Origin of the sequence: Flavobacterium flevense, from assembly GCF_900142775.1 — a bacterium.
Taxonomy (GTDB): domain Bacteria; phylum Bacteroidota; class Bacteroidia; order Flavobacteriales; family Flavobacteriaceae; genus Flavobacterium; species Flavobacterium flevense.
This window is the reverse complement of record NZ_FRCC01000004.1, coordinates 96573-118585: the sequence shown is the minus strand read 5'-3', so window position 1 is coordinate 118585 and position 22013 is coordinate 96573. Positions and strand designations below refer to the sequence as shown.

Sequence of the window (22013 nt, the reverse complement as noted above, 5' to 3'; positions counted from 1 at the left end):
GATAGAGCCGATATCCTCATGAAGTGAAACGGAATGAGATAAAGGCGAAAGCTGGAATAAGCTCCTAAAAAAACTACTCAACTTTAATAATAACCGGAAGAATAAATTGTGTCTTAACAGGGATTCCTTGTTTAATCGCCGGATTAACTTTTGGGAAATCTACTAATTTCACGTGCAAAATGCTGTCGATTTTTATGGTGTCATAAGCCACGGAATCTTTAGGAAATTGTGGTTCAAATTGCATTCTGGAATCAGGAAAAACAGTTACTTTTACCTCAATGGTATCGAGTTCAGGATACAAAACAGAAAGTGTGTCTACTTGTAATTTTTCCTGTATTAATTGGGTTAAATATTCAAAAAAACATTGTTTGCGTTGTGTTTTATCTTCTAATTTATCGCAATCAGCAAACGAAGGGTACTCATCTACTTCTTTCCAGTTAATGGCTTTCAGTTCCTTTTGCAATAATTCTTTTTCTGACGGCACTTGCTTCTCGAAGTATTGACAGGAAGTAACTATAATGAAAAGTGAAAAAAAGTAATAATGCTTCAAGGTTTAGAATTTGAATTGGAACAATATTTTATAAAAATACAATTATTTTTTTTGAGATGCTTTGGAAAGCAAATAATCTTTAACTTTCTGTAATTTATTTTTTCAAAATTACTAAAAAATTAGTTTATGGATATTTTTCTTTTAATACTTGGTCTAGCATGTATGCTTGTTGGGATATTGGGCAGTTTTTTACCTGTGCTGCCCGGCATAAGCATTAGCTGGCTTGGAATTGTGCTGCTTTATTTTACAAATGTAATCCCGGCTAATTACTGGGTTCTGGGAATCACGTTGTTAATAGTGATACTTTTTTCGATTGCTAATTATGTTTTACCTGCCAAAGGGACTCAGCGATTTGGTGGCAGTAAGGCGGGAATTTGGGGAACAAACATTGGACTTGTTGTTGGTTTATTAGCTCCTATTCCGTTAGGATTTATAATTGGACCGTTTTTAGGTGCGCTAATTGGGGAGTTATTTTTTGATTCTAAAAATGCAAAAGAAGCACTAAGAGCTGCAACCGGATCTGTTTTAGGAATTTTAGCTTCCAGTTTTATTCAGTTCCTGCTTTGTGTAATTTACTTTGGAATATTTATTTCTATTGTTTGGGAGTATAGGGCGCTTCTGTTTTGATTAAAGAAGCCTTTCCGTTAAGAAAGGCTTCTTGCAAATTTATCGTTCTTGTCCTAACTAGAGAACTAGAACCCGTCTCATCCCAAAAGACGAGATGACAGGAAATATATAACAAAAAAAGCGATTCAGAAATGAATCGCTTTTAACAATTTTAGCGGTCTGGACGGGACTCGAACCCGCGACCCCATGCGTGACAGGCATGTATTCTAACCAACTGAACTACCAAACCTCTGCTTTATTGCGAGTGCAAATATACAATATAATTTTCTTTAAAAACAAGCCTTAAACAAAAAACTATTTACTTTTTAAATCAATTTTATAAAACTTGAATTTAGACAGTATAACACGTATTTAAATCAAAAAAGCCATTCACAATTAAGTGAAAAGCTTTTCATTGGTCTAACTACTAAACCCGCGGTTAGCGTTACAAATGCTAACCAAACAACACAACTAGCTTTAAATACCGTATAGTGGAAAAAAAAGCCTTTCTGTTACGAAAGGCTTTCCCAATATTAGCGGTCTGGACGGGACTCGAACCCGCGACCCCATGCGTGACAGGCATGTATTCTAACCAACTGAACTACCAAACCTCTGCTTTATTGCGGTGGCAAAGATACAATAGATTTCTGTTTACACAAGTGTTTTTATTAAAAATAACAATATTTTTTTTGACCCTTTAGCCAAAGTTATGTTTTTCAGTTAAATAGGTTAAGATGATTTTTTCAAAATCTTCTCTTACACTTACAGGAACGTACTTGATTTTATTTTGAGCGCAACTTAAAGCAAGCTTTTTAAAGTATAAAGCCACTTGTTTTTCATATGCTGACTTGACATTTTCGGCAAAAACTGAAATTTCTTCGCCTGTTTCTACATCAATAAATTTTCGGGGTGCATTGTCAAAATCAAAACTAAACTCGGTTTTACCGTCAAAAACATGAAATAAAACCACTTTGTGTTTGTTGTGCTTCAGATGCTGTAATGCACTCAATAATTTGGCTTCATCACCCGTTTGAAACATATCAGTAAATAAAATAACCATCGAGCGGCGGTGCATTTTCTCGGCTATCTGATGTAAAAAAGTAATCGTATCAGTACTTTTTTTAACTACAGATTCTTTCAACAAATTTTCCAGAGCATTCAACACCATTCTGTGATGTCTGTCACTTCCTTTTTCGGGTGCGTAATACTCATAGGTGTCCGAAAAAACACTTAAGCCTACTGCATCTCTTTGCTTCCTTAAAAGATTCATCAAAACTGCCGAAGCCAAAACAGAAAATCCAATTTTGTTTTCATAAAAATGCTGACTTCCTTTCAATTTGGGAAAATGCATGGAAGAGGAATTATCGATGATAATATGACAACGCAGATTCGTTTCTTCCTCAAATTGTTTGGTGTACAATCGATCTGTTTTTGCAAAAAGCTTCCAGTCAATATGTTTGGTGCTTTCGCCCACATTATACACTTTATGTTCCGCAAACTCGGCCGAAAACCCATGAAACGGACTCTTATGCATACCCGAAATAAAACCTTCCACAACCTGATTAGCCAACAATTCTAAATGTTGGAAACTGGATATTTTTTCTATTTGTGATGCTATCTTCATCTCTCAAATGTATTAAAAGATTGAAAATAATAGAGAAAAGAAACAAGAAAAAAGAAAACAGACTCCTGAATTCAGTTTAAAGCAAAAAAAAGGCTTGACTTTCGCCAAACCTTTTTCTCATATAAATCATAATCTTACGATTACAACAAAGCGTCTAAACTATCTGCGTAAGTTTGTTTAGGAGCTACCCCTACTTGTTTCCCTACGACTTCTCCGTTATGAAAAACCAATACCGTAGGTATGTTTCTCACTCCGTATTTTGCAGCAAATTCCTGGTTTGCATCAACGTCTACTTTCCCTATAACAACTTTTCCGTCATATTCAGTACTCAATTCGTCAATGATTGGACCTACCATTCTACAAGGTCCACACCATGCTGCCCAAAAATCTACCATTACAGGTTTATCTGATTTCAATACTACTTCTTCAAAAGTAGCGTCTGTTATTGCTAATGCCATATTTCTTTATTTAAAGTTTATAAATTTAAAGTCTTTAATTCCTTAAACACTATGCAAATTTAGAAATTAAAAACCAACAAAACACCATTCCAAAATTAGTTTTGGCTATTAATGTATTGTTAATTATTATCAGTAGCTATTCCTGCTGTCCGCTCTATCTTTCCAGCCGAACCCCGGCTAGAAAGGATGCCGCTTCCATCAGGGCTAGGGAATCTGGTGCTTTAATTCAACTTAAAGTTCACCTGCATTTTCTCTAATTCCTGCAACAATTCAGTCGAAATTTTAATTTTCAGCCTTCTGCTTACCATACTCAGCTTAGTCACAACCTTAACTTCTTCCACCTCAGTCACCTGAACGGCTTTGTTTTCTGACATATCCGAAGATTCTGCATCCTCGTTTTCATCTTCAAAAACTACTTCTTCATTTTCTTCAACAGCCGCTACTGTTTCTATGAGTTTTTTGATTTTTTCTATTTCCATTACCTCAAAAGTCACCTGATTATCTCCTTTATTTTCACTAAAAAGACGACTTAACTTATGGATAAATTCCGGTTGCAAATCCTTAATATTCAGCAGTACAATCAATCGTTTAGCCAGAGCTTCTAACACATCCTGCAACTGTTTTATTTCAACAAATTGTATTCTTGGATCTCCTTTTTTCCCCGTATCCTGATTCATCCAGCCTTCTTTCACTGTTAATTTCATAAACGTAAAATTATTCTGAATCAGGAAATGGCGGAATTTCAGGTATTCTTCGCCAAAAATTCGGAATTCATAACTCTCATCATAACCTTCCAGCGAAAACATTCCCCATCCCTTACCATTCTTAGCCACACGATGCTGAACATTATTAATAATTCCGCCAAAAGTGAGTGTTTTACCCACATAAGCCTCTAAGTTTTTAAGCGCTTCCAGCTTCGCATTACAAAAATATTTCATCTCAAATCTAAAATCATCCAGCGGATGACCGGAAATATAAATTCCCACTACTTCCTTCTCTTTGGCCAGTTTTTCCATCGTACTCCAGTCTTCACAGGGCGGAACAACAGGCTCTGCAATTTGCACTTCACTGGTTTCCCCAAACAAACTTACCTGAGACGAATTTTCATTTTCCTGAAACTTAGAACCATACCGAATCGCTTTTTCATAAAAAGTAACTCCGTCGCCTTCATCATGAAAATATTGGGCTCTGGTGGTTCCTTCAAAAGCATCAAATCCACCTGCTAAAGCCAGATTTTCAATCGCTTTTTTATTGGCGGCACGCAAATCTATTCGTTTAGCCAAATCAAAAATCGATTTGTATTTTCCGTTTTTCCTGTTCTCTACAATCGTTTCAACCGCTCCGGCTCCTACTCCTTTAATCGCTCCCATCCCAAAACGAACGGCATAATCATCATTTACAGTAAATTTATAATACGATTCATTCACACAAGGTCCTAAAACCTGCAAGCCCATTCGTTTACATTCTTCCATAAAGAACGAAACCTGCTTAATATCATTCATATTATTCGAAAGTACTGCCGCCATATATTCTGCCGGATAATGTGCTTTTAAGTAAGCGGTTTGGTACGCAATCCAGGCATAACAGGTAGAGTGCGACTTGTTAAAGGCATAACTTGCAAAGGCTTCCCAGTCTTTCCAGATTTTCTCCAGAATTTTTGCATCATGTCCTTTTGCCGAAGCTTGTTCGACAAACTTAGGTTTCATTTTATCCAGTACATCCTTCTGTTTTTTACCCATCGCCTTACGCAATACGTCAGCTTCACCTTTAGTAAATCCGGCTAACGACTGCGACAAAAGCATTACCTGCTCCTGATAAACGGTAATTCCGTACGTTTCTCCTAAATATTCTTCGCAGGCATCAAGATCGTATTTGATTTCCTCTTCACCGTTTTTTCTTCGAACGAAAGAAGGAATGTATTCCAAAGGTCCCGGTCGATACAATGCATTCATCGCAATCAAATCTCCAAAAACCGTGGGTTTCAGATCCTTCATGTATTTTTGCATTCCGGGTGACTCGTATTGGAAAATCCCGACTGTTTCTCCACGCTGGAAAAGCGCATAAGTAGCTTCATCATCAATAGGGAAGTTGTCCGGATCTAACTCGATTCCCGTACGGTATTTTACCAGTTTAACCGTATCTTTTATCAAAGTAAGGGTCTTCAAGCCCAAAAAGTCCATCTTCAGTAATCCTGCACTCTCCGCAACCGAGTTATCAAACTGAGTCACATATAAATCAGAATCTTTAGCAGTAGTTACAGGAACATAATTGGTAATATCCGATGGCGTGATAATTACTCCACAGGCATGAATACCAGTGTTTCGCATCGAACCTTCCAAAATTTTCGCCTGCTGAATCGTTTCTCCTGCCAAATCATCTTCATTGGCAATTCCGATTAATTGTTTTACAAGTTCAAATTCATCAGCTCCTTTTAATGCTTTTTTAACCTCATCTTCTGATTCAGAAAGGAAACGAGCCAGATTCCATTTACCCGGCATCATGGCGGGAATCAGCTTGGCTATTCTGTCTGCTTCAAAAAGTGGCAAATCCAGTACACGCGCTGTATCACGAATTGCCGATTTGGTTGCCATTTTACCATAAGTGATAATTTGTGCCACCTGATTGGCTCCGTATTTTTTGATAACATAATCCATTACACGACCACGTCCCTCATCATCAAAGTCAATATCAATATCGGGCATCGACACACGATCCGGATTCAGGAAACGCTCAAAAAGCAAATCGTACTTAATGGGGTCAATATTAGTAATTCCCAAACAATAAGCAACTGCCGATCCCGCTGCCGATCCACGACCGGGCCCTACCGAAACATCCATGGTTCTCGCCTTAGCAATAAAATCCTGAACAATCAGGAAATAACCCGGATAACCGGAATTCGAAATCGTTAATAACTCAAAATCCAATCGTTCCTGAATTTCAGGTGTAATATCGCCATATCTTTTTTCGGCTCCTACCATCGTCAAATGCCTCAAATAAGCATTTTCCCCTCTTACTCCATTATCTTTTTCATCTTCGGGGTCAATAAATTCCTCCGGAATATCATATTTAGGAAGCAATACATCCCGATACAAAGAGTAAATTTCGACCTTATCAACAATTTCCTGAATATTAATAATGGCTTCCGGCAAATCGGCAAAGAGGTTTTTCATCTCTTCTTCCGACTTGTAATAATACTCCTGATTAGGCAATCCGTAGCGATAACCACGTCCGCGACCAATAGGCGTGGCCTGTTTTTCCCCGTCTTTTACACACAATAAAATATCATGTGCATTAGCATCCTGCTTATTTAAATAATAGGTATTGTTAGTCGCAATTAATTTTACTTCATGTTTTTGTGCAAACTCAATCAGGGTTTTATTCACCCTGTTTTCATCTTCCTGATTGTGGCGCATGATTTCGAGATAAAAATCATCCTGAAATTGTTCTTTCCACCACAGCAAAGCTTCTTCGGCTTGGTTTTCACCAATATTCAGAATCTTACTCGGAATCTCTCCGTATAAATTCCCGGATAAAACCATGATATCTTCCTTGTATTTTTCAACAATGCTTTTATCAATTCTTGGTACATAATAAAAGCCATTTATGTAAGCAATGGAAGCCATTTTAGCCAAATTATGATAACCTTTTTTATTTTTTGCCAATAAAACAACCTGATAACCATTGTCTTTTTTGGATTTATCCAAATGGTTTTCACAAATATTAAACTCACAACCTACAATTGGTTTGATTTCAGTTTCTGTTGGTTCCTCACCACTTTCTACTAAAGCTTTATTTTTGGCGGAAGCCCCTTTATTGTGATTCATAACTGCACTCACAAAATGGAAAGCACCCATCATGTTTCCGGTATCTGTCATGGCAACAGCCGGAAAACCATTTTTAGCTGTTATCGAAACCAAAGGTCCAATTCCGATGGTCGATTGTAAAACCGAAAACTGTGTGTGATTGTGCAAATGTGCAAATTTCGCCTGATTTAAATCCCTTTTATCCGCTTCCGAAATGGAAGTTTGCGAAACGTTTTGCTCTGCCTTTTTCAGCTGCTCCCTGATTTTATCTGAAGCTGCTTTTAAATTAATATGTTTTAACCCGATGAGTTGAATTTCCTGCGGATTCTTATTTTGAAATTCCTGAAAATAAGAAGCAGGAACATCCAGTTCTTCCTTAGTAAAAACTTCTCTTTTAATTAATTCCAGAAAACAACGCGTGGTTGCCTCCACATCGGCAGTAGCATTATGTGCTTCTGCAAAAGGAACATTGAATAAATATTCGTGTAATTCTGTTAAAGTAGGCAACTTGAATTTTCCTCCACGACCTCCCGGCAATTTCAATAAAGAAGCGGTAACCTCCGTACAAGTGTCTAAAACCGGCATGGAAGCCATAGGCGAATCAACACCCATTCTATGAAATTCAGCCCCCATAATATTGACGTCAAAACCCAGGTTCTGACCCACAATAAATTTGGCTTTGCCTAATGCAACATTAAATTTCTCTAAAACTTCACTTAAAGAAATTCCTTCCGCCTGAGCTAATTCGGTTGAAATTCCGTGAATACGCTCCGCATCATAAGGAATATTAAATCCGTCTGGTTGTACCAAATAATCCTGATTTTCGATAAGATTTCCCATCTCATCATGCAACTGCCAGGCAATTTGAATACAGCGTGGCCAGTTATCAGAATCAGTTATTGGAGCATTCCAATTTTTTGGTAATCCGGTTGTTTCGGTATCGAATATTAAGTACATAAGCCTCACCCCAGCCCTCGCCAAAGGAGAGGGAGCCGAAACTTTTATCAAGTTTTGGCTATTTATTTAACTGGTTATAAATGTTTTAAATTAATGATGAATCACAAAATTTGAATTTCAAATTTAGTTTTTTTTTAGAGGATAATAAAGGGAAGTTATGAACAAAAAAGAGGAGTTTTTAAGTTATTATTTTATTCCCCCAATTGATTGAATTTTTCAATTATAGCATTACCTCTGTCTGTATTTCCGGTTTTTAACAATGCATTTCCAAAACGATAATAGTACATGGGATCTAAATCATTAGTTAAAGCAAATAATTCTTCATACCATTTTACTGCTTTTTCCATTTGATCTTTAAAGTAGTAATGATCGGCTACTTTTTGAAACATAAAAGCCGATTTATAACCTTTTTCAAGTACCCTCTCATAAACATGCACAACATTTACTAAAATATAATCTTGTTTTTCTCCTTTAGACTCATTCTCTACTACAGGAACAACTTCTGTTTTTGTTATTTTACCAATTACAAGAGCTAATTTACTTTGTTCTATCTCGGCATTCTGAGAAATTTCGATTTCCCCACTTTCAATGGCAATTTCGAGTAAACTGGTTGGCTCTCTGTTTTTCTCTGTTTTTTTATCTAAATTCTTAGTCTCTATATAATATTTCTTCTTGTATCTTTCGTCTTTATAAACAGGAGTGATAATTCTAATATTTTCAGGTCCTAATTCAATCTTGCTTATTAAACTTAAATCAGATACTGTGTAACGTGTTGTAGTACCCCCAAAAACCATATTCACTATCTCTTCTACTTTATAATACAGTACATTTTTAGTTTCAATATCTTTGTAAACAGTACGCATCTGACTAAAACCGGGATAAGAATTCAGCATACTTAAGAGTGTTATGAACACCATAACAGTCTTTTTAACTAATTTATAATTATGTAAGATATCGCTAAACATTTTCAAGGTTTTAAACTACAAAGATAGAGCATATAAAATACATAACTCCTGATAATCTAAACCATAATGGAGTATAAAAAAGAACTACTGAATTTAATTTTCTATTTTTTTTGGTTGTCGTAATATTTTATCAAAAAAACACACCCCTTAAAGAGATTAGCAAGCTGATTTATTTTCAAATATAAAAACGTTTCCCAAAAGGACTTAGCTTACACAAACATTATTGATTATTATATTTTCAACCACACATTTAACATTTTATTAAACAAAAACAAACAATAAGCTGAAAAAGCCTAAAAATTCACAAAAGACAAATCCATTAACAACTGTTACAAACACAACTTAATAAAAGAAAATAGAAATAAAAAAAACTAACTCTCTAAAACACAAGCATGCAAAACAAAAGCTCATCATCTTATTAATATTGTTTGGGTATCGTATATAATCGATAATATTAATTGAATACATGATTTCATTTTTATACTTTTGCCTTCTTGTTACCACCCTCTTCAAAAACAGGGCAGTACAAAACACAGAAATACACTAAAAAAAATTAAAAAATGAGTAAGACATTATTTGACAAAGTATGGGATTCGCATGTTGTGCGTAAAATTGAAGACGGACCAGATGTGTTTTTTATTGATCGTCATTTCATTCATGAAGTTACAAGTCCAGTAGCTTTCCTTGGATTAAAATCAAGAGGCGTTTCAGTATTGTATCCTGAACGCACATTTGCAACTGCCGATCACAATACACCTACCATTAACCAGCACTTACCTGTTGAAGACGCTTTATCTGCTAATCAATTACAGGCATTAGAAGATAACTCCGCAGAATACGGAATTTCTCACTGGGGGTTAGGTCATCAAAAAAATGGAATTGTACACGTAGTAGGTCCTGAAAACGGAATTACTTTGCCAGGTGCTACAATCGTATGTGGAGATTCACATACTTCTACTCATGGTGCTTTTGGTGCTATTGCTTTCGGAATTGGTACTTCTGAAGTAGAAATGGTTCTTTCTACACAATGTATCATGCAACCGAAGCCTAAAAAAATGCGTATTAACGTAAATGGAAAATTAAGCAAAGGTGTTGGTCCAAAAGACGTTGCACTTTATATCATTGCTCAATTGACTACTTCCGGAGGTACAGGATATTTTGCTGAATACGCAGGAAATGTTTTCGAAGAAATGACAATGGAAGGTCGTATGACTGTATGTAACCTTTCTATCGAAATGGGTGCTCGTGGAGGTATGATTGCTCCTGATCAAAAAACATTTGATTACTTAGAAGGTAGATTACATGCTCCAAAAGGAGAAGCCTGGACAAAAGCAGTAGCATACTGGAAAACTTTAAAAACAGACGAAGGTGCTAAATTTGATGCTGAATTAAACATCAATGCCGAAGATATTGAACCAATGATTACTTACGGAACAAATCCGGGTATGGGAATTGGTATTTCTAAACATATCCCGGCTGCCAATCAGGTTGAAGGTGGTGCGGAAACTTACAAAAAATCATTAGCTTACATGGGCTTCGAAGAAGATGATGTAATGATTGGCAAACCAATTGATTATGTTTTCTTAGGAAGTTGTACTAATGGTCGTATTGAAGATTTTAGAGCTTTTGCTGAAATTGTAAAAGGTCGTAAAAAAGCGGATAACGTAACTGCTTGGCTAGTTCCGGGTTCTCACGTTGTTGAGGCTCAAATTAAAGAAGAAGGAATTTTAGATATCTTGACTGAAGCTGGTTTTGTATTGCGTCAGCCAGGTTGTTCCGCTTGTTTAGCGATGAATGATGACAAAGTACCTGCAGGAAAATATGCAGTAAGTACTTCTAACAGAAACTTCGAAGGTCGTCAGGGTCCTGGTTCAAGAACTTTGTTAGCTTCTCCTATTATGGCAGCAGCAGCAGCAGTTACCGGAAAATTAACTGACCCAAGAGATTTGTTATAAAAGATTGATGAATGCAGATTAACGATTTCTGAATTCAGATTTCGTTAATCGACAAATTCTTTTATAACATTCAGTTTAGAATACAATTTAGGTTACACAAAATAACATTAGCGTTTACGATTGTTTTTACCTACGGTAAATCAAAAATCAAAAATCGTTAATCAAAAATCAAAAATCAAATGGCATACGATAAATTTAATATACTTACCAGTAGTGCAGTGCCACTACCGATAGAAAACGTAGATACTGACCAAATTATCCCGGCTCGTTTCCTTAAAGCTACAAAACGTGAAGGTTTTGGAGACAACCTTTTCAGAGACTGGAGATACAATGGAGACGATACTCCAAAAGCTGATTTTGTATTAAACAATCCAACTTACAGCGGAAAAATCCTTGTAGGAGGAAAAAACTTTGGTTCAGGTTCTTCTCGTGAGCACGCTGCATGGGCAGTTTATGATTACGGATTCCGTGCTGTGGTTTCTTCTTTCTTTGCAGATATTTTCAAAGGAAACTGTTTAAACATCGGAGTTTTACCAGTACAGGTTTCTCCTGAATTTTCAGATAAAATCTTTGCTGCTATCGAAGCTGATCCTAAAACAGAATTAGAAATCAACTTACCGGAGCAAACTATTACATTGAAAGCTACAGGTGAAAAAGAATCTTTTGACATCAACGGATACAAAAAGAACAATATGATCAATGGTTTTGATGACATTGATTATTTACAAAACATCAAAGAAGAAATTGTAAGCTTTGCTGACAAACTTCCTTACTAAATAATAGTATCATATAAAAATGCAGCTGCTAAAGCAACCTTTTCAGGATTGTGACTAGCAGCTGCTTTTAGCGTTTATCAAACATACCATAAAATGATTTCAAAATCAGGAAATCAGAACCTTTTTTAGCATCAAATTTATAATGGGAAAAAGAAAAATTGAAATAATGGATACGACACTTCGTGATGGTGAACAAACCTCAGGAGTATCATTTTCTGCTGCAGAAAAACTAACCATTGCCCAATTATTATTAGAAGAATTACACGTTGATCGTATCGAAATTGCTTCGGCTCGAGTAAGCGAAGGAGAATTTGAAGGCGTGAAAGGAATTATGACTTGGGCAGAAACCAAAGGATATGCTAACAAAATTGAGGTTTTAACATTCGTTGATAAAGGACTTTCTATCGAATGGATGAAAAAATCAGGAGCTAAAGTTCAAAATCTTTTAACTAAAGGTTCTCTGAATCATTTGACCCATCAATTAAAAAAATCACCGGAACAACATTTTGAAGAAATAGCCGAAAGCATCGCTCTGGCTCATAAAAACGGAATTGAAACCAATGTTTATCTGGAAGACTGGAGTAACGGTATGCGTAATTCACCCGAATATGTGTACCAATATTTAGATTTTATTAGTACCCAACCTGTAAAAAGAATTTTGCTTCCGGATACTTTGGGCGTACTTATTCCTTCGGAAACTTTCCAGTTTATTTCAGCGATTACTAAAAGATATCCTGGAATTCACTTTGATTTCCACGCACACAACGATTACGACTTAAGTGTTGCTAACGTAATGGAATCCTTAAAAGCAGGTATTCACGGACTACACGTTACCGTAAACGGAATGGGAGAACGTGCCGGAAATGCACCTTTAGCCAGTACAATTGCTGTAATTAATGATTTTATGCCTGAGATTGAAATTGGTGTAAAAGAAACTTCATTATATTCAGTAAGTAAATTAGTCGAAACCTTTACAGGATATAGAATTCCGGCTAATAAACCTATTGTAGGCGATAATGTTTTTACTCAGACAGCAGGAATTCACGCTGATGGAGACAATAAAAACAATTTATATTTTAATGATTTATTGCCGGAACGTTTTGGAAGAAAAAGAAAATATGCTTTAGGAAAAACTTCCGGAAAAGCAAATATTGAAAAAAATCTTCAGGAATTAGGCTTACAATTAAACCAGGAAGATTTAAAATTGGTTACCCAAAGAATTATTGAATTGGGCGACAAAAAAGAAACCGTTACTAAAGAAGATTTACCTTATATCATATCAGATGTTTTAGACAGCCATACTTATGAGGAAAAAATAACGGTAGAATCCTATTTATTATCTCATGCTAAAGGGATGCGTCCTTCAACAACTATTTGTCTTAAAATTGACGGACAAATTATTGAGGAACACGCACAAGGCGATGGTCAGTTTGATGCTTTTATGAACGCTTTAGCAAAAGTGTATAAAACTAAAAAAATGACTTTACCTAAACTGATTGACTACGCTGTGAGAATCCCTCCCGGAAGTAGTTCGGATGCTTTATGCGAAACCATCATTACCTGGTTAAATGACGGAAAAGAATTTAAAACACGAGGCTTAGACTCTGATCAGACGGTAGCGGCTATTATTGCTACTCAAAAAATGCTTAACGTGGTGTAATCCCCACCCCAGCCCTCCCCAAAGGGAAGGGAGACTAAATGAAACAGGGAGGAAAAAACAAATAGTAAATTAATATAAATACAAAATAATAATGAAGTTAAATATCGCACTTTTAGCAGGGGACGGAATCGGACCGGAAGTAATTGATCAGGCAGTAAAAGTATCAGATGCAATTGCACAAAAATTTGGACATGAAATTACCTGGAAACCAGCTTTAACAGGTGCTGCTGCGATTGATGCAGTAGGCGAACCTTATCCTGATGCTACACATGAAGTTTGTAAAAATGCTGATGCCGTTTTGTTTGGAGCTATTGGACATCCTAAATACGACAACGATCCTTCTGCACCTGTACGTCCGGAACAAGGTTTGTTAAAAATGCGTAAAGCTTTAGGTTTATTTGCAAATGTCAGACCTACATTTACATTCCCTTCTTTATTAGATAAATCTCCATTGAAAAGAGAAAGAATTGAAGGAACTGACTTAGTATTCTTAAGAGAATTAACCGGAGGTATTTACTTTGGAGAAAAAGGAAGAAGAGACAACGGAGATACTGCTTTTGACAACTGTGTTTACACAAGAGCTGAAGTACAACGTTTAGCTAAAAAAGGTTTTGAATTAGCTATGACTCGTTCTAAAAAATTATGTTGTGTAGATAAAGCTAACGTATTAGAAACTTCACGTTTATGGAGAGAAACAGTTCAGGCAATGGAAAAAGATTATCCAGAAGTTACTGTTTCTTACGAATTTGTTGATGCAGTTGCAATGCGTTTAGTACAATGGCCAAATTCTTATGACGTATTAATTACGGAAAACTTATTTGGAGATATCTTAACAGATGAGGCTTCTGTAATTTCAGGATCAATGGGATTAATGCCATCTGCATCTATGGGAGCTGAAGTATCTTTATTCGAACCTATTCACGGCTCTTACCCACAAGCAACTGGCTTGAACATTGCTAACCCAATGGCTACGGTATTATCTGCTGCTATGATGTTTGAAAACTTCGGATTGATGGAAGAAGGAAAAGCAATGAGAGATGCGGTAAACAAAGCTTTAGAAGCAGGAGTTGTTACTGAAGACTTAGCTGACGGCGGAAAAGCTTATGGTACTAAAGAAGTTGGAGACTGGCTAGCTGCTAATATCTAAAAAAAACTATTTTTCTCCCTCTCCTTTGGAGAGGGACGGGATGAGGAAAACAAAAAAGGGGACAATTTACATTGTCCCCTTTTTTTATATAAAAGAAAAAATATTAATATCCTCCTCTGTTACCACCACGGTCATTTCCACCACGGCTGTTTCCGTAACCTCCGCGAGAATCACCTCCACGGTTGTTGTTAAAACTTCTTCTTTCACCTTCTGGTTTCGGCTCAGATTTATTAACAACAATTGCACGTCCCTGAACAGTAGCTCCGTTCAATTCATCAATTGCTTTTTGAGCTTCAGCATCAACTGGCATCTCAACAAAACCGAATCCTTTACTTCTTCCAGTAAATTTATCAGTAATAATTTTAACAGAATCAACTGCTCCGTAAGCCTCAAAAGACTCTCTTAAATCTGCTTCCTCAATACTAAATGGAAGGCTTCCAACAAAAATATTCATATATACTTATTTATAATAATTGTGACAAATGTAGTCTTATTTTTTTATAACCCACTATAAATAAGCTTATTTATATTTTTATTTAATATTTGATACAAAAGAAAATAAGATAAAATACAGAATAAAGTAAAAACCAACAAAATAGCCGCAGCCAGGTTTATTCTACAGTTACTGGAATTTTATAGAAAACTCCATATTGAAAGTTCAAATTAGGTCCTGCTAATGGATTATCAAAAGTGTTTTCTAAATTAAACTTGAATGTTCCTGAAATAGTTTTGTCAACCTGGTTGTATTCGGTAATTACAATTTGTCCATCGATAACCCCAACTCCGGACCCAGAAGAGAATGTAGTGCTTTCTTGAGTGCTTGGGTCTGTATAGACATAAGTTGCAGTGTTGATTCGAGGCGTGCTAATAAAATAAGTTGCTGTAGCTGCCGAATTTGTTTTTAAAGTAACAATTTCTGTTGCCGTGTAAGCTTCAATTACCAATGCACCCCCTGAGTTCACTCTGGCAGTCGTTTGAACAGCTCTCCAAAAAACATTATCTTTCATTCCCTGAAAAGCGGGATTATTGAATTTCACATCTTCCTGACAGGAAAATAAAGAAAAGAGTACAATTAAAAACAAAAAATGTTTTTTCATAGATAAAAAAATTTACCCACAAAAATAAACTATTAAAGCTAAAACATTCTGATTATTCTGAAAAAAAAACGATTCGAAAAACAGTTAAACAATTATGTATCATAATACTAAATTAAATATTTGTCATATAGAAAAATAATGTATCTTTGCAGCCTTAATTAATCGAGGTCGAGTACCTCAAAATTTAATCATATAGATTATGTCAGTAAAAATTAGATTACAAAGACACGGTAAAAAACAAAAACCGTTTTACTGGGTTGTAGCAGCTGATGCTCGCTCAAAAAGAGATGGTAAATACTTAGAGAAAATCGGTACTTACAATCCAAACACAAACCCTGCAACTATCGAATTAAACTTGGATAGCGCTGTAAAATGGTTGCACAATGGTGCACAACCAACTGATACTGCTAAAGCAATTCTTTCTTACAAAGGAGCTTTATTGAAACACCACCTTGATGGAGGAGTTCGTAAAGGTGCTTTAACTCAAGAACAAGCTGATGCAAAATTAGCTGCTTGGTTAGAAGCTAAAGCTGGAAAAGTTGATGCTAAAAAAGACGGTTTATCAAAAGCGCAAGCTGATGCCAGATCTAAAGCTTTAAAAGCAGAACAAGAAGTAAACGCAAAACGTATCGCTGCTGCTGCACAAGCTGAAGCTGATGCTATTGCTGCTGCAACTCCTGCTGTAGAAGAAGAAACTGAAGTTGCTGCTGAAGAAGCTGCTACTGAAGAAAACAACGAAGAAGCTCAAGCATAATTTAGAAGCGAAAATGCGTAAAGAAGATTGTTTCTATTTAGGCAAGATCGCCAAAAAATTTAGTTTTAAAGGAGAAGTTCTGATCTATCTGGATACAGACGAACCTGAGTTATACGAAAACCTGGAATCAGTGTTTGTTGAACGCAACAAACACTTGGTTCCTTTTTTTATTGAAAACAGCTCCTTACATAAAAATGATTTCCTCAGAGTTCACTTTGAAGACATCAATACAGAAGATGATGCCGACGCACTTATTGGCAGTGAAATCTATCTGCCTTTGAACATGTTACCTAAGCTTTCCGGTAATAAATTCTATTTCCATGAAGTAATTGGTTTCGAAATCGAAGATAAAAGACTAGGATTCGTGGGAGAAATTCAGTCCATTAATGACACTACTGCCCAGCCCCTTTTTGAAGTATTAAAAGACGGAGCAGAAATTCTTATTCCGATGATTGACCATTTCCTGGTTAAAGTAGATCGCGAGAACAAAAAAATCATCATGGATCTTCCTGAGGGATTGATTGAGATGTATCTTTAAAAAATATTGTGAACCATTAAGAAATTAAGGTTCATCAAGTTTTTTACTTAAATACCTTAATTTCTTAATGGTTTAATTTTTGAAATTCTTATTTTGACAAAATTCCAGTTAAAAAAATTCTCTGTAGAACAAGATCGTTGTGCTATGAAAGTTGGCACCGATGGTGTTTTATTGGGTGCCTGGACTCCTGTTGAAAACAAACCTTTCAGCATTTTAGATATTGGAACCGGAACCGGAATTATTGCTTTGATGCTAGCACAAAGAAGTCATGCAGAACAAATTGATGCTTTAGAAATTGACGAAGACGCTTACGAACAAGCGACAGATAATTTTGAAAATTCCCCGTGGAATGATCGTTTGTTTTGTTTTCATGCCGGTTTAGACGAATTTGTCGAAGAACCGGAAGACGAATACGATTTAATTGTTTCTAATCCCCCTTTTTACAGCGAAGATTACAAATCCAGCAACGATCAGCGAGACTTAGCCCGTTTTCAGGATGCTATGCCTTTTAAAGATTTGGTTGAAGCCGCTGCATTATTACTTTCTGAAAACGGAATTTTTTCTGTTATTATTCCTTACAAAGAAGAAGAAAATTTCGTGGCTCTTGCCAATGAATACGAATTATATCCCATAAAAATTACCCGCGTAAAAGGAACGCCAACTTCCGAAATCAAACGCAGCCTTTTGGCTTTTAGCCGAAATAAAACTACCCCTTTTCCTATTGATGAATTAATCATCGAAACGGCAAGACACATTTACACTCCGGAATATATTGATTTGACGAAGGAGTTTTACTTGAAGATGTAAAACTTTTATCTGAAAAAAAATCCTGTTTCAAATATGCATAAGATAAATTTCATTTCGAAATCAGTATCCTCGTAGAAGTGTACTGTTTGCAGAAAAAAGATTCACCTCAAAAACATTTCTAATTACAACCTCGGAGAGGTATGCTGTTTGTAGAAAAAGTGATTCGTCTCGAAAACGAAACTCCGTAGGAGTGAACTGTTTTATAGATTTCAGGTCGCTCCTACAGAGCTTATATCCTTTGCGGTATTATTATCTACAAAGAGTACACCTCTACGAGGTTTTTTTGCTATAATTTATTACAATCCTCTTTTCGAATTAAAACAAATTAACACATACCCGTTGGGTGTAATTAGTTTCTGATAAAAATTTTTCATCAGTTCGAGTAATCCCGTTTTCGGACGGGATTGTACCGAGGACAAGAAAAATCATTATCAAAAACGATTCTCGATACATTTTTCACTCCATTTCATTACGCAAAAAAAACATTCCTTTGACATTTTTTGATAATTACACCCAACAAATTAACACATAAATAATTTCTTAAATTTGAATTAAACTTTGATAAATAATTACTGGATAAATTTCAAATTGCTATATTGAAAAAAAAAAAAAAAAAAAACCTTAAGCATTAGTAATCTGATTTTTCAATCTCTAAAAATAAAACGTATGGAATCTTCTGCTTTTTCAGTTTTAATAATAATAGCCATAGTAGCTTTCTGCTGGTTTTTACCCATATTGATAATTTTATGCTCCCGAAAAACCACAGGAAATGAAAAAATAGCCTGGCTATTGGCAGTGATTTTTATATCATGGTTTGCATGGATTTTTTATTTATTATTTGCACCGATAAAAAAGAAACAATAACCCTTAATAATTTATTATTTAATAAATGAACACAAGAAAATGAAACGTTAAACATTCTTAAAACGTGACAAACTATTCTTTTTTTCCGTAGCTTTATTAGACACTCAATTCCCAAATTATGAAACCTGACTTATTTCAAGCCCCGGACTATTACAACCTTGATGAATTATTGACGGACGAACATAAATTGGTGCGTGATGCCGCACGGGAATGGGTCAAACGCGAAGTTTCGCCCATCATAGAAGACTATGCCCAAAAAGCAGAATTTCCAACACAGATAATAAAAGGACTAGCCGAAATTGGTGCTTTTGGTCCTTATATTCCACAAGAATATGGAGGTGCAGGTTTAGACCAAATTTCGTATGGCTTGATTATGCAGGAAATAGAACGGGGTGATTCCGGTGTTCGTTCTACGGCTTCGGTTCAATCTTCATTAGTTATGTATCCTATTTGGAAATACGGCAGTGAAGAACAACGTTTAAAATATTTACCCAAACTGGCTTCGGGAGAATGGATGGGTTGCTTTGGCCTGACCGAACCCAATCATGGCTCTGATCCCGGAAGCATGACCACCAATTTTAAAGACATGGGGGATCATTATCTGTTAAACGGGGCTAAAATGTGGATTTCGAATGCACCCTTTGCTGACATTGCCGTTGTCTGGGCAAAAGATGAAACCGAAAGAATTCACGGATTGATTGTAGAACGCGGCATGGAAGGTTTTTCTACTCCTGAAACACATAACAAATGGTCGCTTCGTGCATCGGCAACCGGGGAATTGATTTTTGACAATGTTAAAGTACCTAAAGAAAATATTTTACCTAATAAATCCGGATTAAGTGCTCCACTGGGCTGTCTGGATTCAGCACGTTATGGTATTGCCTGGGGTGCTATTGGGGCAGCGATGGATTGCTATGATACCGCTTTGCGTTATGCCAAAGAAAGAATTCAATTTGACAAACCCATTGCAGGAATGCAATTACAACAGAAAAAATTAGCCGAAATGATTACTGAAATCACCAAAGCACAGCTATTAACCTGGCGATTGGGTGTTTTAAGAAATGAAGGAAAAGCAACTTCAGCACAAATATCTATGGCAAAAAGGAATAATGTAAACATGGCTATCGAAATTGCCCGTGAAGCGCGCCAAATTCTGGGTGCCATGGGGATTTCAGGTGAATATTCGATAATGAGACACATGATGAATTTAGAATCGGTGATTACTTATGAAGGAACGCATGATATCCATTTATTAATTACCGGAATGGATATTACCGGAATTTCGGCGTTTAAATAATCCTTCCTTTTTTCAGTAGCTAAAAAAAACCTAATCCGGAATAAATTCGTAAATAATATTAGATAAACATTTATTAAAGTATTGATAAAATCGATGCAGAATACTTTTGAGAACTGGCAGCTTTTTTATCTTTACACAAAATTATTTCACAATGAATATTCAGCATATCAACAACAGTATCGAATCCCAAAAGAGCGCTTTATTACAGCATTCGCTTTATAACAAGGTAAAAACTATCGAAGACTTGCATACGTTTTTAGAAAGTCATGTTTATGCCGTGTGGGATTTTATGTCATTGTTAAAAGCATTACAATCTCAATTAACCTGCACTACAACTCCGTGGTTTGCAACTAAAAATCCGGAAACAAGATATTTAATCAACGAAATTGTTTTAGCAGAAGAAACTGATTTAACACTTGATGGCAAGCGTCAGAGTCATTACGAGATGTATGTTGAGGCAATGGAAGCTTGTGGAGCGGATACTAATAAAATCAAAATTTTCCTATCGGAAATTCAATCGTTACAAAACATATTTGTTGCTATTAAAAAAAGTGACTTACATCCCAGTATCAAAGCATTTTTAGATTTCACTTTCCGTGTGATTGAAGAAGGAAAACCACACGAAATTGCAGCAGCATTCACTTTTGGAAGAGAAGATTTAATCCCTGGAATGTTTCATGCTATTTTAAAAAATTTCCAAGAACAATTCCCGGAAATTGATTTAAGCAAATTGGTTTACTATTTTGAAAGACATATCGAATTAGATGCTGACGAACACGGACCTATGGCCATGCAAATGATTACAGAACTTTGCGAGGAAGACCCTCAAAAATGGAAAGAAGTAGAAGAAGTTTCTATATTAGCATTAGAAAAAAGAATTGACCTCTGGGATGCTATCGAAGAAATCATCACGATGAAAGTTGAAATGGCTTAAACTTCAATCCGTAATTATAAAAAAAACGTAACTAGTATTAAAATCAATTTCATTACTCATGAGAACGACCTTAAAAATACTAGTTACGTTTTTTAGTTATCTACTAGCCACAGGCTGCAGCAGTGAAGATATCCCGACGCCATCTGAAATAAAACCGCCTTCAACAGACAACTCACTACAACTTCCTACCCAAACAGAAACCATACGCTATCTGGCTCTGGGTGACAGTTACACCATTGGTGAAAGTGTATGTGTAACTTGCAGGTTTCCCGAACAACTCACAAAATCTTTAAAAAATATTAACCTGCAAAACAATTTATCTCTGGAAATAATTGCTCAGACCGGATGGACAACAAACAATTTAATTTCGGCAATTCAATCTAAAAATCCAACTCCTCAATATGATTTAGTTACCCTGTTAATAGGTGTAAACAATCAATATCAGGGAAAGAGTTTTAGCCTTTACGAAAAAGAATTTCCGGAATTAGTAGCTAAGGCTATTCAGCTTGCCAAAGGAGATAAGACCAATGTAATTGTGGTTTCTATTCCTGATTATGCTTACACTCCTTTTGGAAAAAGTTACGGCAATCAGACCAGTATTTCGACTGAAATTGATCAATACAATGCCTTTGCAAAATCTTATTGTGAATCTAATGCGATACTTTTTATAAATATCACTGATATTACACGCCAGGGATTAAACACACCATCCTTAGTTGCCAATGACGGCTTACATCCATCGGAATCAGCATATCGTTTATTTACAGATCGCTTGCTGCCAAAAGCTGTTACTATATTAAAAAACTAAAATCGGCTGTTTCTCAATTAGAAAAACAGCCGATTTTTATAGTATTGAAATAAATTTTTTAACTCTCTGGAGCTAATTCTAATTCAAGACCTTCTAAGTCAACAGTAATTGGGATCTGACAACCTAAACGGCTATTAGACTTCACATAAAATGCTTCTGAAAGCATTGCCTCTTCATCTTCTCCCATTTCCGGCAAACTTACATCATTTAAAACATAACACTGACAGGAAGCACACATTGCCATTCCGCCACAAGTACCTTCTACAGGTAATTCATAAGCTTTACAAAGTTCCATGACATTCATTGCCATATCAGTAGGAGCTTGTAATTCATGAATAACTCCTTCTCTATCTTTGATTTTTATTAATACATCCATTTTTACTATTTGGAATTGATTGATTTAATATATAACA

At 35.8% G+C, this 22013-nt stretch carries 19 protein-coding genes and 2 tRNA genes; 11 read left to right on the top strand and 10 right to left on the bottom strand.

The features are described from left to right. Window positions 1-73: 73 nt before the first annotated feature. Window positions 74-550 (bottom strand): hypothetical protein, encoded by a 477-nt coding sequence (locus BUB89_RS08555; protein WP_073244021.1) that lies wholly within the window; start codon window positions 548-550, stop codon window positions 74-76. 126 nt (window positions 551-676) lie between these two features. Between BUB89_RS08555 and BUB89_RS08550 the strand changes: the two genes are divergently transcribed. After that, entirely contained in the window at window positions 677-1177 is a 501-nt protein-coding gene (locus BUB89_RS08550; RefSeq protein WP_073244019.1) for a DUF456 domain-containing protein, read from the top strand. A gap of 155 nt (window positions 1178-1332) precedes the next feature. On the opposite strand, the gene BUB89_RS08545 is transcribed toward BUB89_RS08550, so the two are convergent. The 6 genes from BUB89_RS08545 to BUB89_RS08520 form a co-directional block, all read right to left on the bottom strand. Further along, window positions 1333-1406: transfer RNA gene (locus tag BUB89_RS08545), tRNA-Asp, on the bottom strand. A 287-nt stretch (window positions 1407-1693) separates the two neighbouring features. Then, a tRNA-Asp gene (locus BUB89_RS08540) sits at window positions 1694-1767 on the bottom strand. 86 nt (window positions 1768-1853) lie between these two features. After that, the gene (locus tag BUB89_RS08535; RefSeq protein WP_073244017.1) at window positions 1854-2780 is read right to left on the bottom strand and encodes a DUF58 domain-containing protein; all 927 of its coding nucleotides are present in this window, start codon (window positions 2778-2780) and stop codon (window positions 1854-1856) included. A 140-nt stretch (window positions 2781-2920) separates the two neighbouring features. Further along, a complete protein-coding gene (gene trxA / locus BUB89_RS08530) occupies window positions 2921-3238 on the bottom strand; it encodes a thioredoxin (RefSeq protein ID WP_073244015.1) in 318 nt (105 codons plus the stop codon). Window positions 3239-3459: 221 nt separating this feature from the next. Next, window positions 3460-7998 carry a DNA polymerase III subunit alpha gene (gene dnaE / locus BUB89_RS08525; RefSeq protein WP_073244012.1) on the bottom strand — a complete coding sequence of 1513 codons (4539 nt, stop codon included), beginning with the start codon at window positions 7996-7998 and terminating at the stop codon, window positions 3460-3462. 191 nt (window positions 7999-8189) lie between these two features. Next, complete coding sequence (locus BUB89_RS08520) at window positions 8190-8915, bottom strand: tetratricopeptide repeat protein (RefSeq protein ID WP_141384613.1); 726 nt, start codon at window positions 8913-8915, stop codon at window positions 8190-8192. A gap of 608 nt (window positions 8916-9523) precedes the next feature. On the opposite strand from BUB89_RS08520, the gene leuC reads away from it, so the two are divergent. The 4 genes from leuC (at window position 9524) to leuB (ending at window position 14501) form a co-directional block, all read left to right on the top strand. After that, window positions 9524-10918 carry a 3-isopropylmalate dehydratase large subunit gene (gene leuC, locus BUB89_RS08515; RefSeq protein WP_073244008.1) on the top strand — a complete coding sequence of 465 codons (1395 nt, stop codon included), beginning with the start codon at window positions 9524-9526 and terminating at the stop codon, window positions 10916-10918. A gap of 179 nt (window positions 10919-11097) precedes the next feature. Beyond that, on the top strand, window positions 11098-11694 hold the full coding sequence (leuD, locus tag BUB89_RS08510) for a 3-isopropylmalate dehydratase small subunit (protein ID WP_073244006.1): 597 nt from the start codon (window positions 11098-11100) through the stop codon (window positions 11692-11694). A gap of 142 nt (window positions 11695-11836) precedes the next feature. After that, a complete protein-coding gene (locus tag BUB89_RS08505; protein WP_073244003.1) occupies window positions 11837-13354 on the top strand; it encodes an alpha-isopropylmalate synthase regulatory domain-containing protein in 1518 nt (505 codons plus the stop codon). A gap of 91 nt (window positions 13355-13445) precedes the next feature. After that, window positions 13446-14501 (top strand): 3-isopropylmalate dehydrogenase, encoded by a 1056-nt coding sequence (leuB, locus tag BUB89_RS08500; protein WP_073244000.1) that lies wholly within the window; start codon window positions 13446-13448, stop codon window positions 14499-14501. 103 nt (window positions 14502-14604) lie between these two features. Here the strand turns inward: leuB and BUB89_RS08495 are convergent, their stop codons facing one another. Both BUB89_RS08495 and BUB89_RS08490 read right to left on the bottom strand, forming a co-directional pair. Then, window positions 14605-14955, bottom strand: a complete 351-nt coding sequence (locus BUB89_RS08495) for an RNA recognition motif domain-containing protein (RefSeq protein ID WP_073243998.1) — start codon at window positions 14953-14955, stop codon at window positions 14605-14607. Window positions 14956-15112: 157 nt separating this feature from the next. After that, window positions 15113-15598, bottom strand: a complete 486-nt coding sequence (locus BUB89_RS08490) for a DUF6252 domain-containing protein (protein ID WP_073243996.1) — start codon at window positions 15596-15598, stop codon at window positions 15113-15115. 199 nt (window positions 15599-15797) lie between these two features. On the opposite strand from BUB89_RS08490, the gene BUB89_RS08485 reads away from it, so the two are divergent. The 6 genes from BUB89_RS08485 to BUB89_RS08455 all read left to right on the top strand — a co-directional run bounded on the left by BUB89_RS08485 (window position 15798) and on the right by BUB89_RS08455 (window position 21600). After that, window positions 15798-16352, top strand: a complete 555-nt coding sequence (locus BUB89_RS08485; RefSeq protein ID WP_073243994.1) for a 30S ribosomal protein S16 — start codon at window positions 15798-15800, stop codon at window positions 16350-16352. A 13-nt stretch (window positions 16353-16365) separates the two neighbouring features. Continuing rightward, entirely contained in the window at window positions 16366-16890 is a 525-nt protein-coding gene (gene rimM, locus BUB89_RS08480; protein ID WP_073243991.1) for a ribosome maturation factor RimM, read from the top strand. Between the two features lie 144 nt (window positions 16891-17034). Next, window positions 17035-17697 carry a tRNA1(Val) (adenine(37)-N6)-methyltransferase gene (locus tag BUB89_RS08475; protein ID WP_073244375.1) on the top strand — a complete coding sequence of 221 codons (663 nt, stop codon included), beginning with the start codon at window positions 17035-17037 and terminating at the stop codon, window positions 17695-17697. Window positions 17698-18679: 982 nt separating this feature from the next. Next, a complete protein-coding gene (locus BUB89_RS08465) occupies window positions 18680-19858 on the top strand; it encodes an acyl-CoA dehydrogenase family protein (RefSeq protein WP_073243987.1) in 1179 nt (392 codons plus the stop codon). A gap of 151 nt (window positions 19859-20009) precedes the next feature. Continuing rightward, window positions 20010-20792, top strand: coding sequence for a DUF3050 domain-containing protein (locus BUB89_RS08460; RefSeq protein WP_073243985.1), 783 nt, complete (start codon window positions 20010-20012; stop codon window positions 20790-20792). A gap of 58 nt (window positions 20793-20850) precedes the next feature. Further along, window positions 20851-21600, top strand: a complete 750-nt coding sequence (locus BUB89_RS08455; RefSeq protein ID WP_073243983.1) for an SGNH/GDSL hydrolase family protein — start codon at window positions 20851-20853, stop codon at window positions 21598-21600. A gap of 58 nt (window positions 21601-21658) precedes the next feature. Here the strand turns inward: BUB89_RS08455 and BUB89_RS08450 are convergent, their stop codons facing one another. Continuing rightward, window positions 21659-21976: a 2Fe-2S iron-sulfur cluster-binding family protein gene (locus BUB89_RS08450; protein ID WP_073243981.1), complete on the bottom strand. Its 318-nt coding sequence runs from the start codon at window positions 21974-21976 to the stop codon at window positions 21659-21661. Window positions 21977-22013 lie beyond the last annotated feature (37 nt).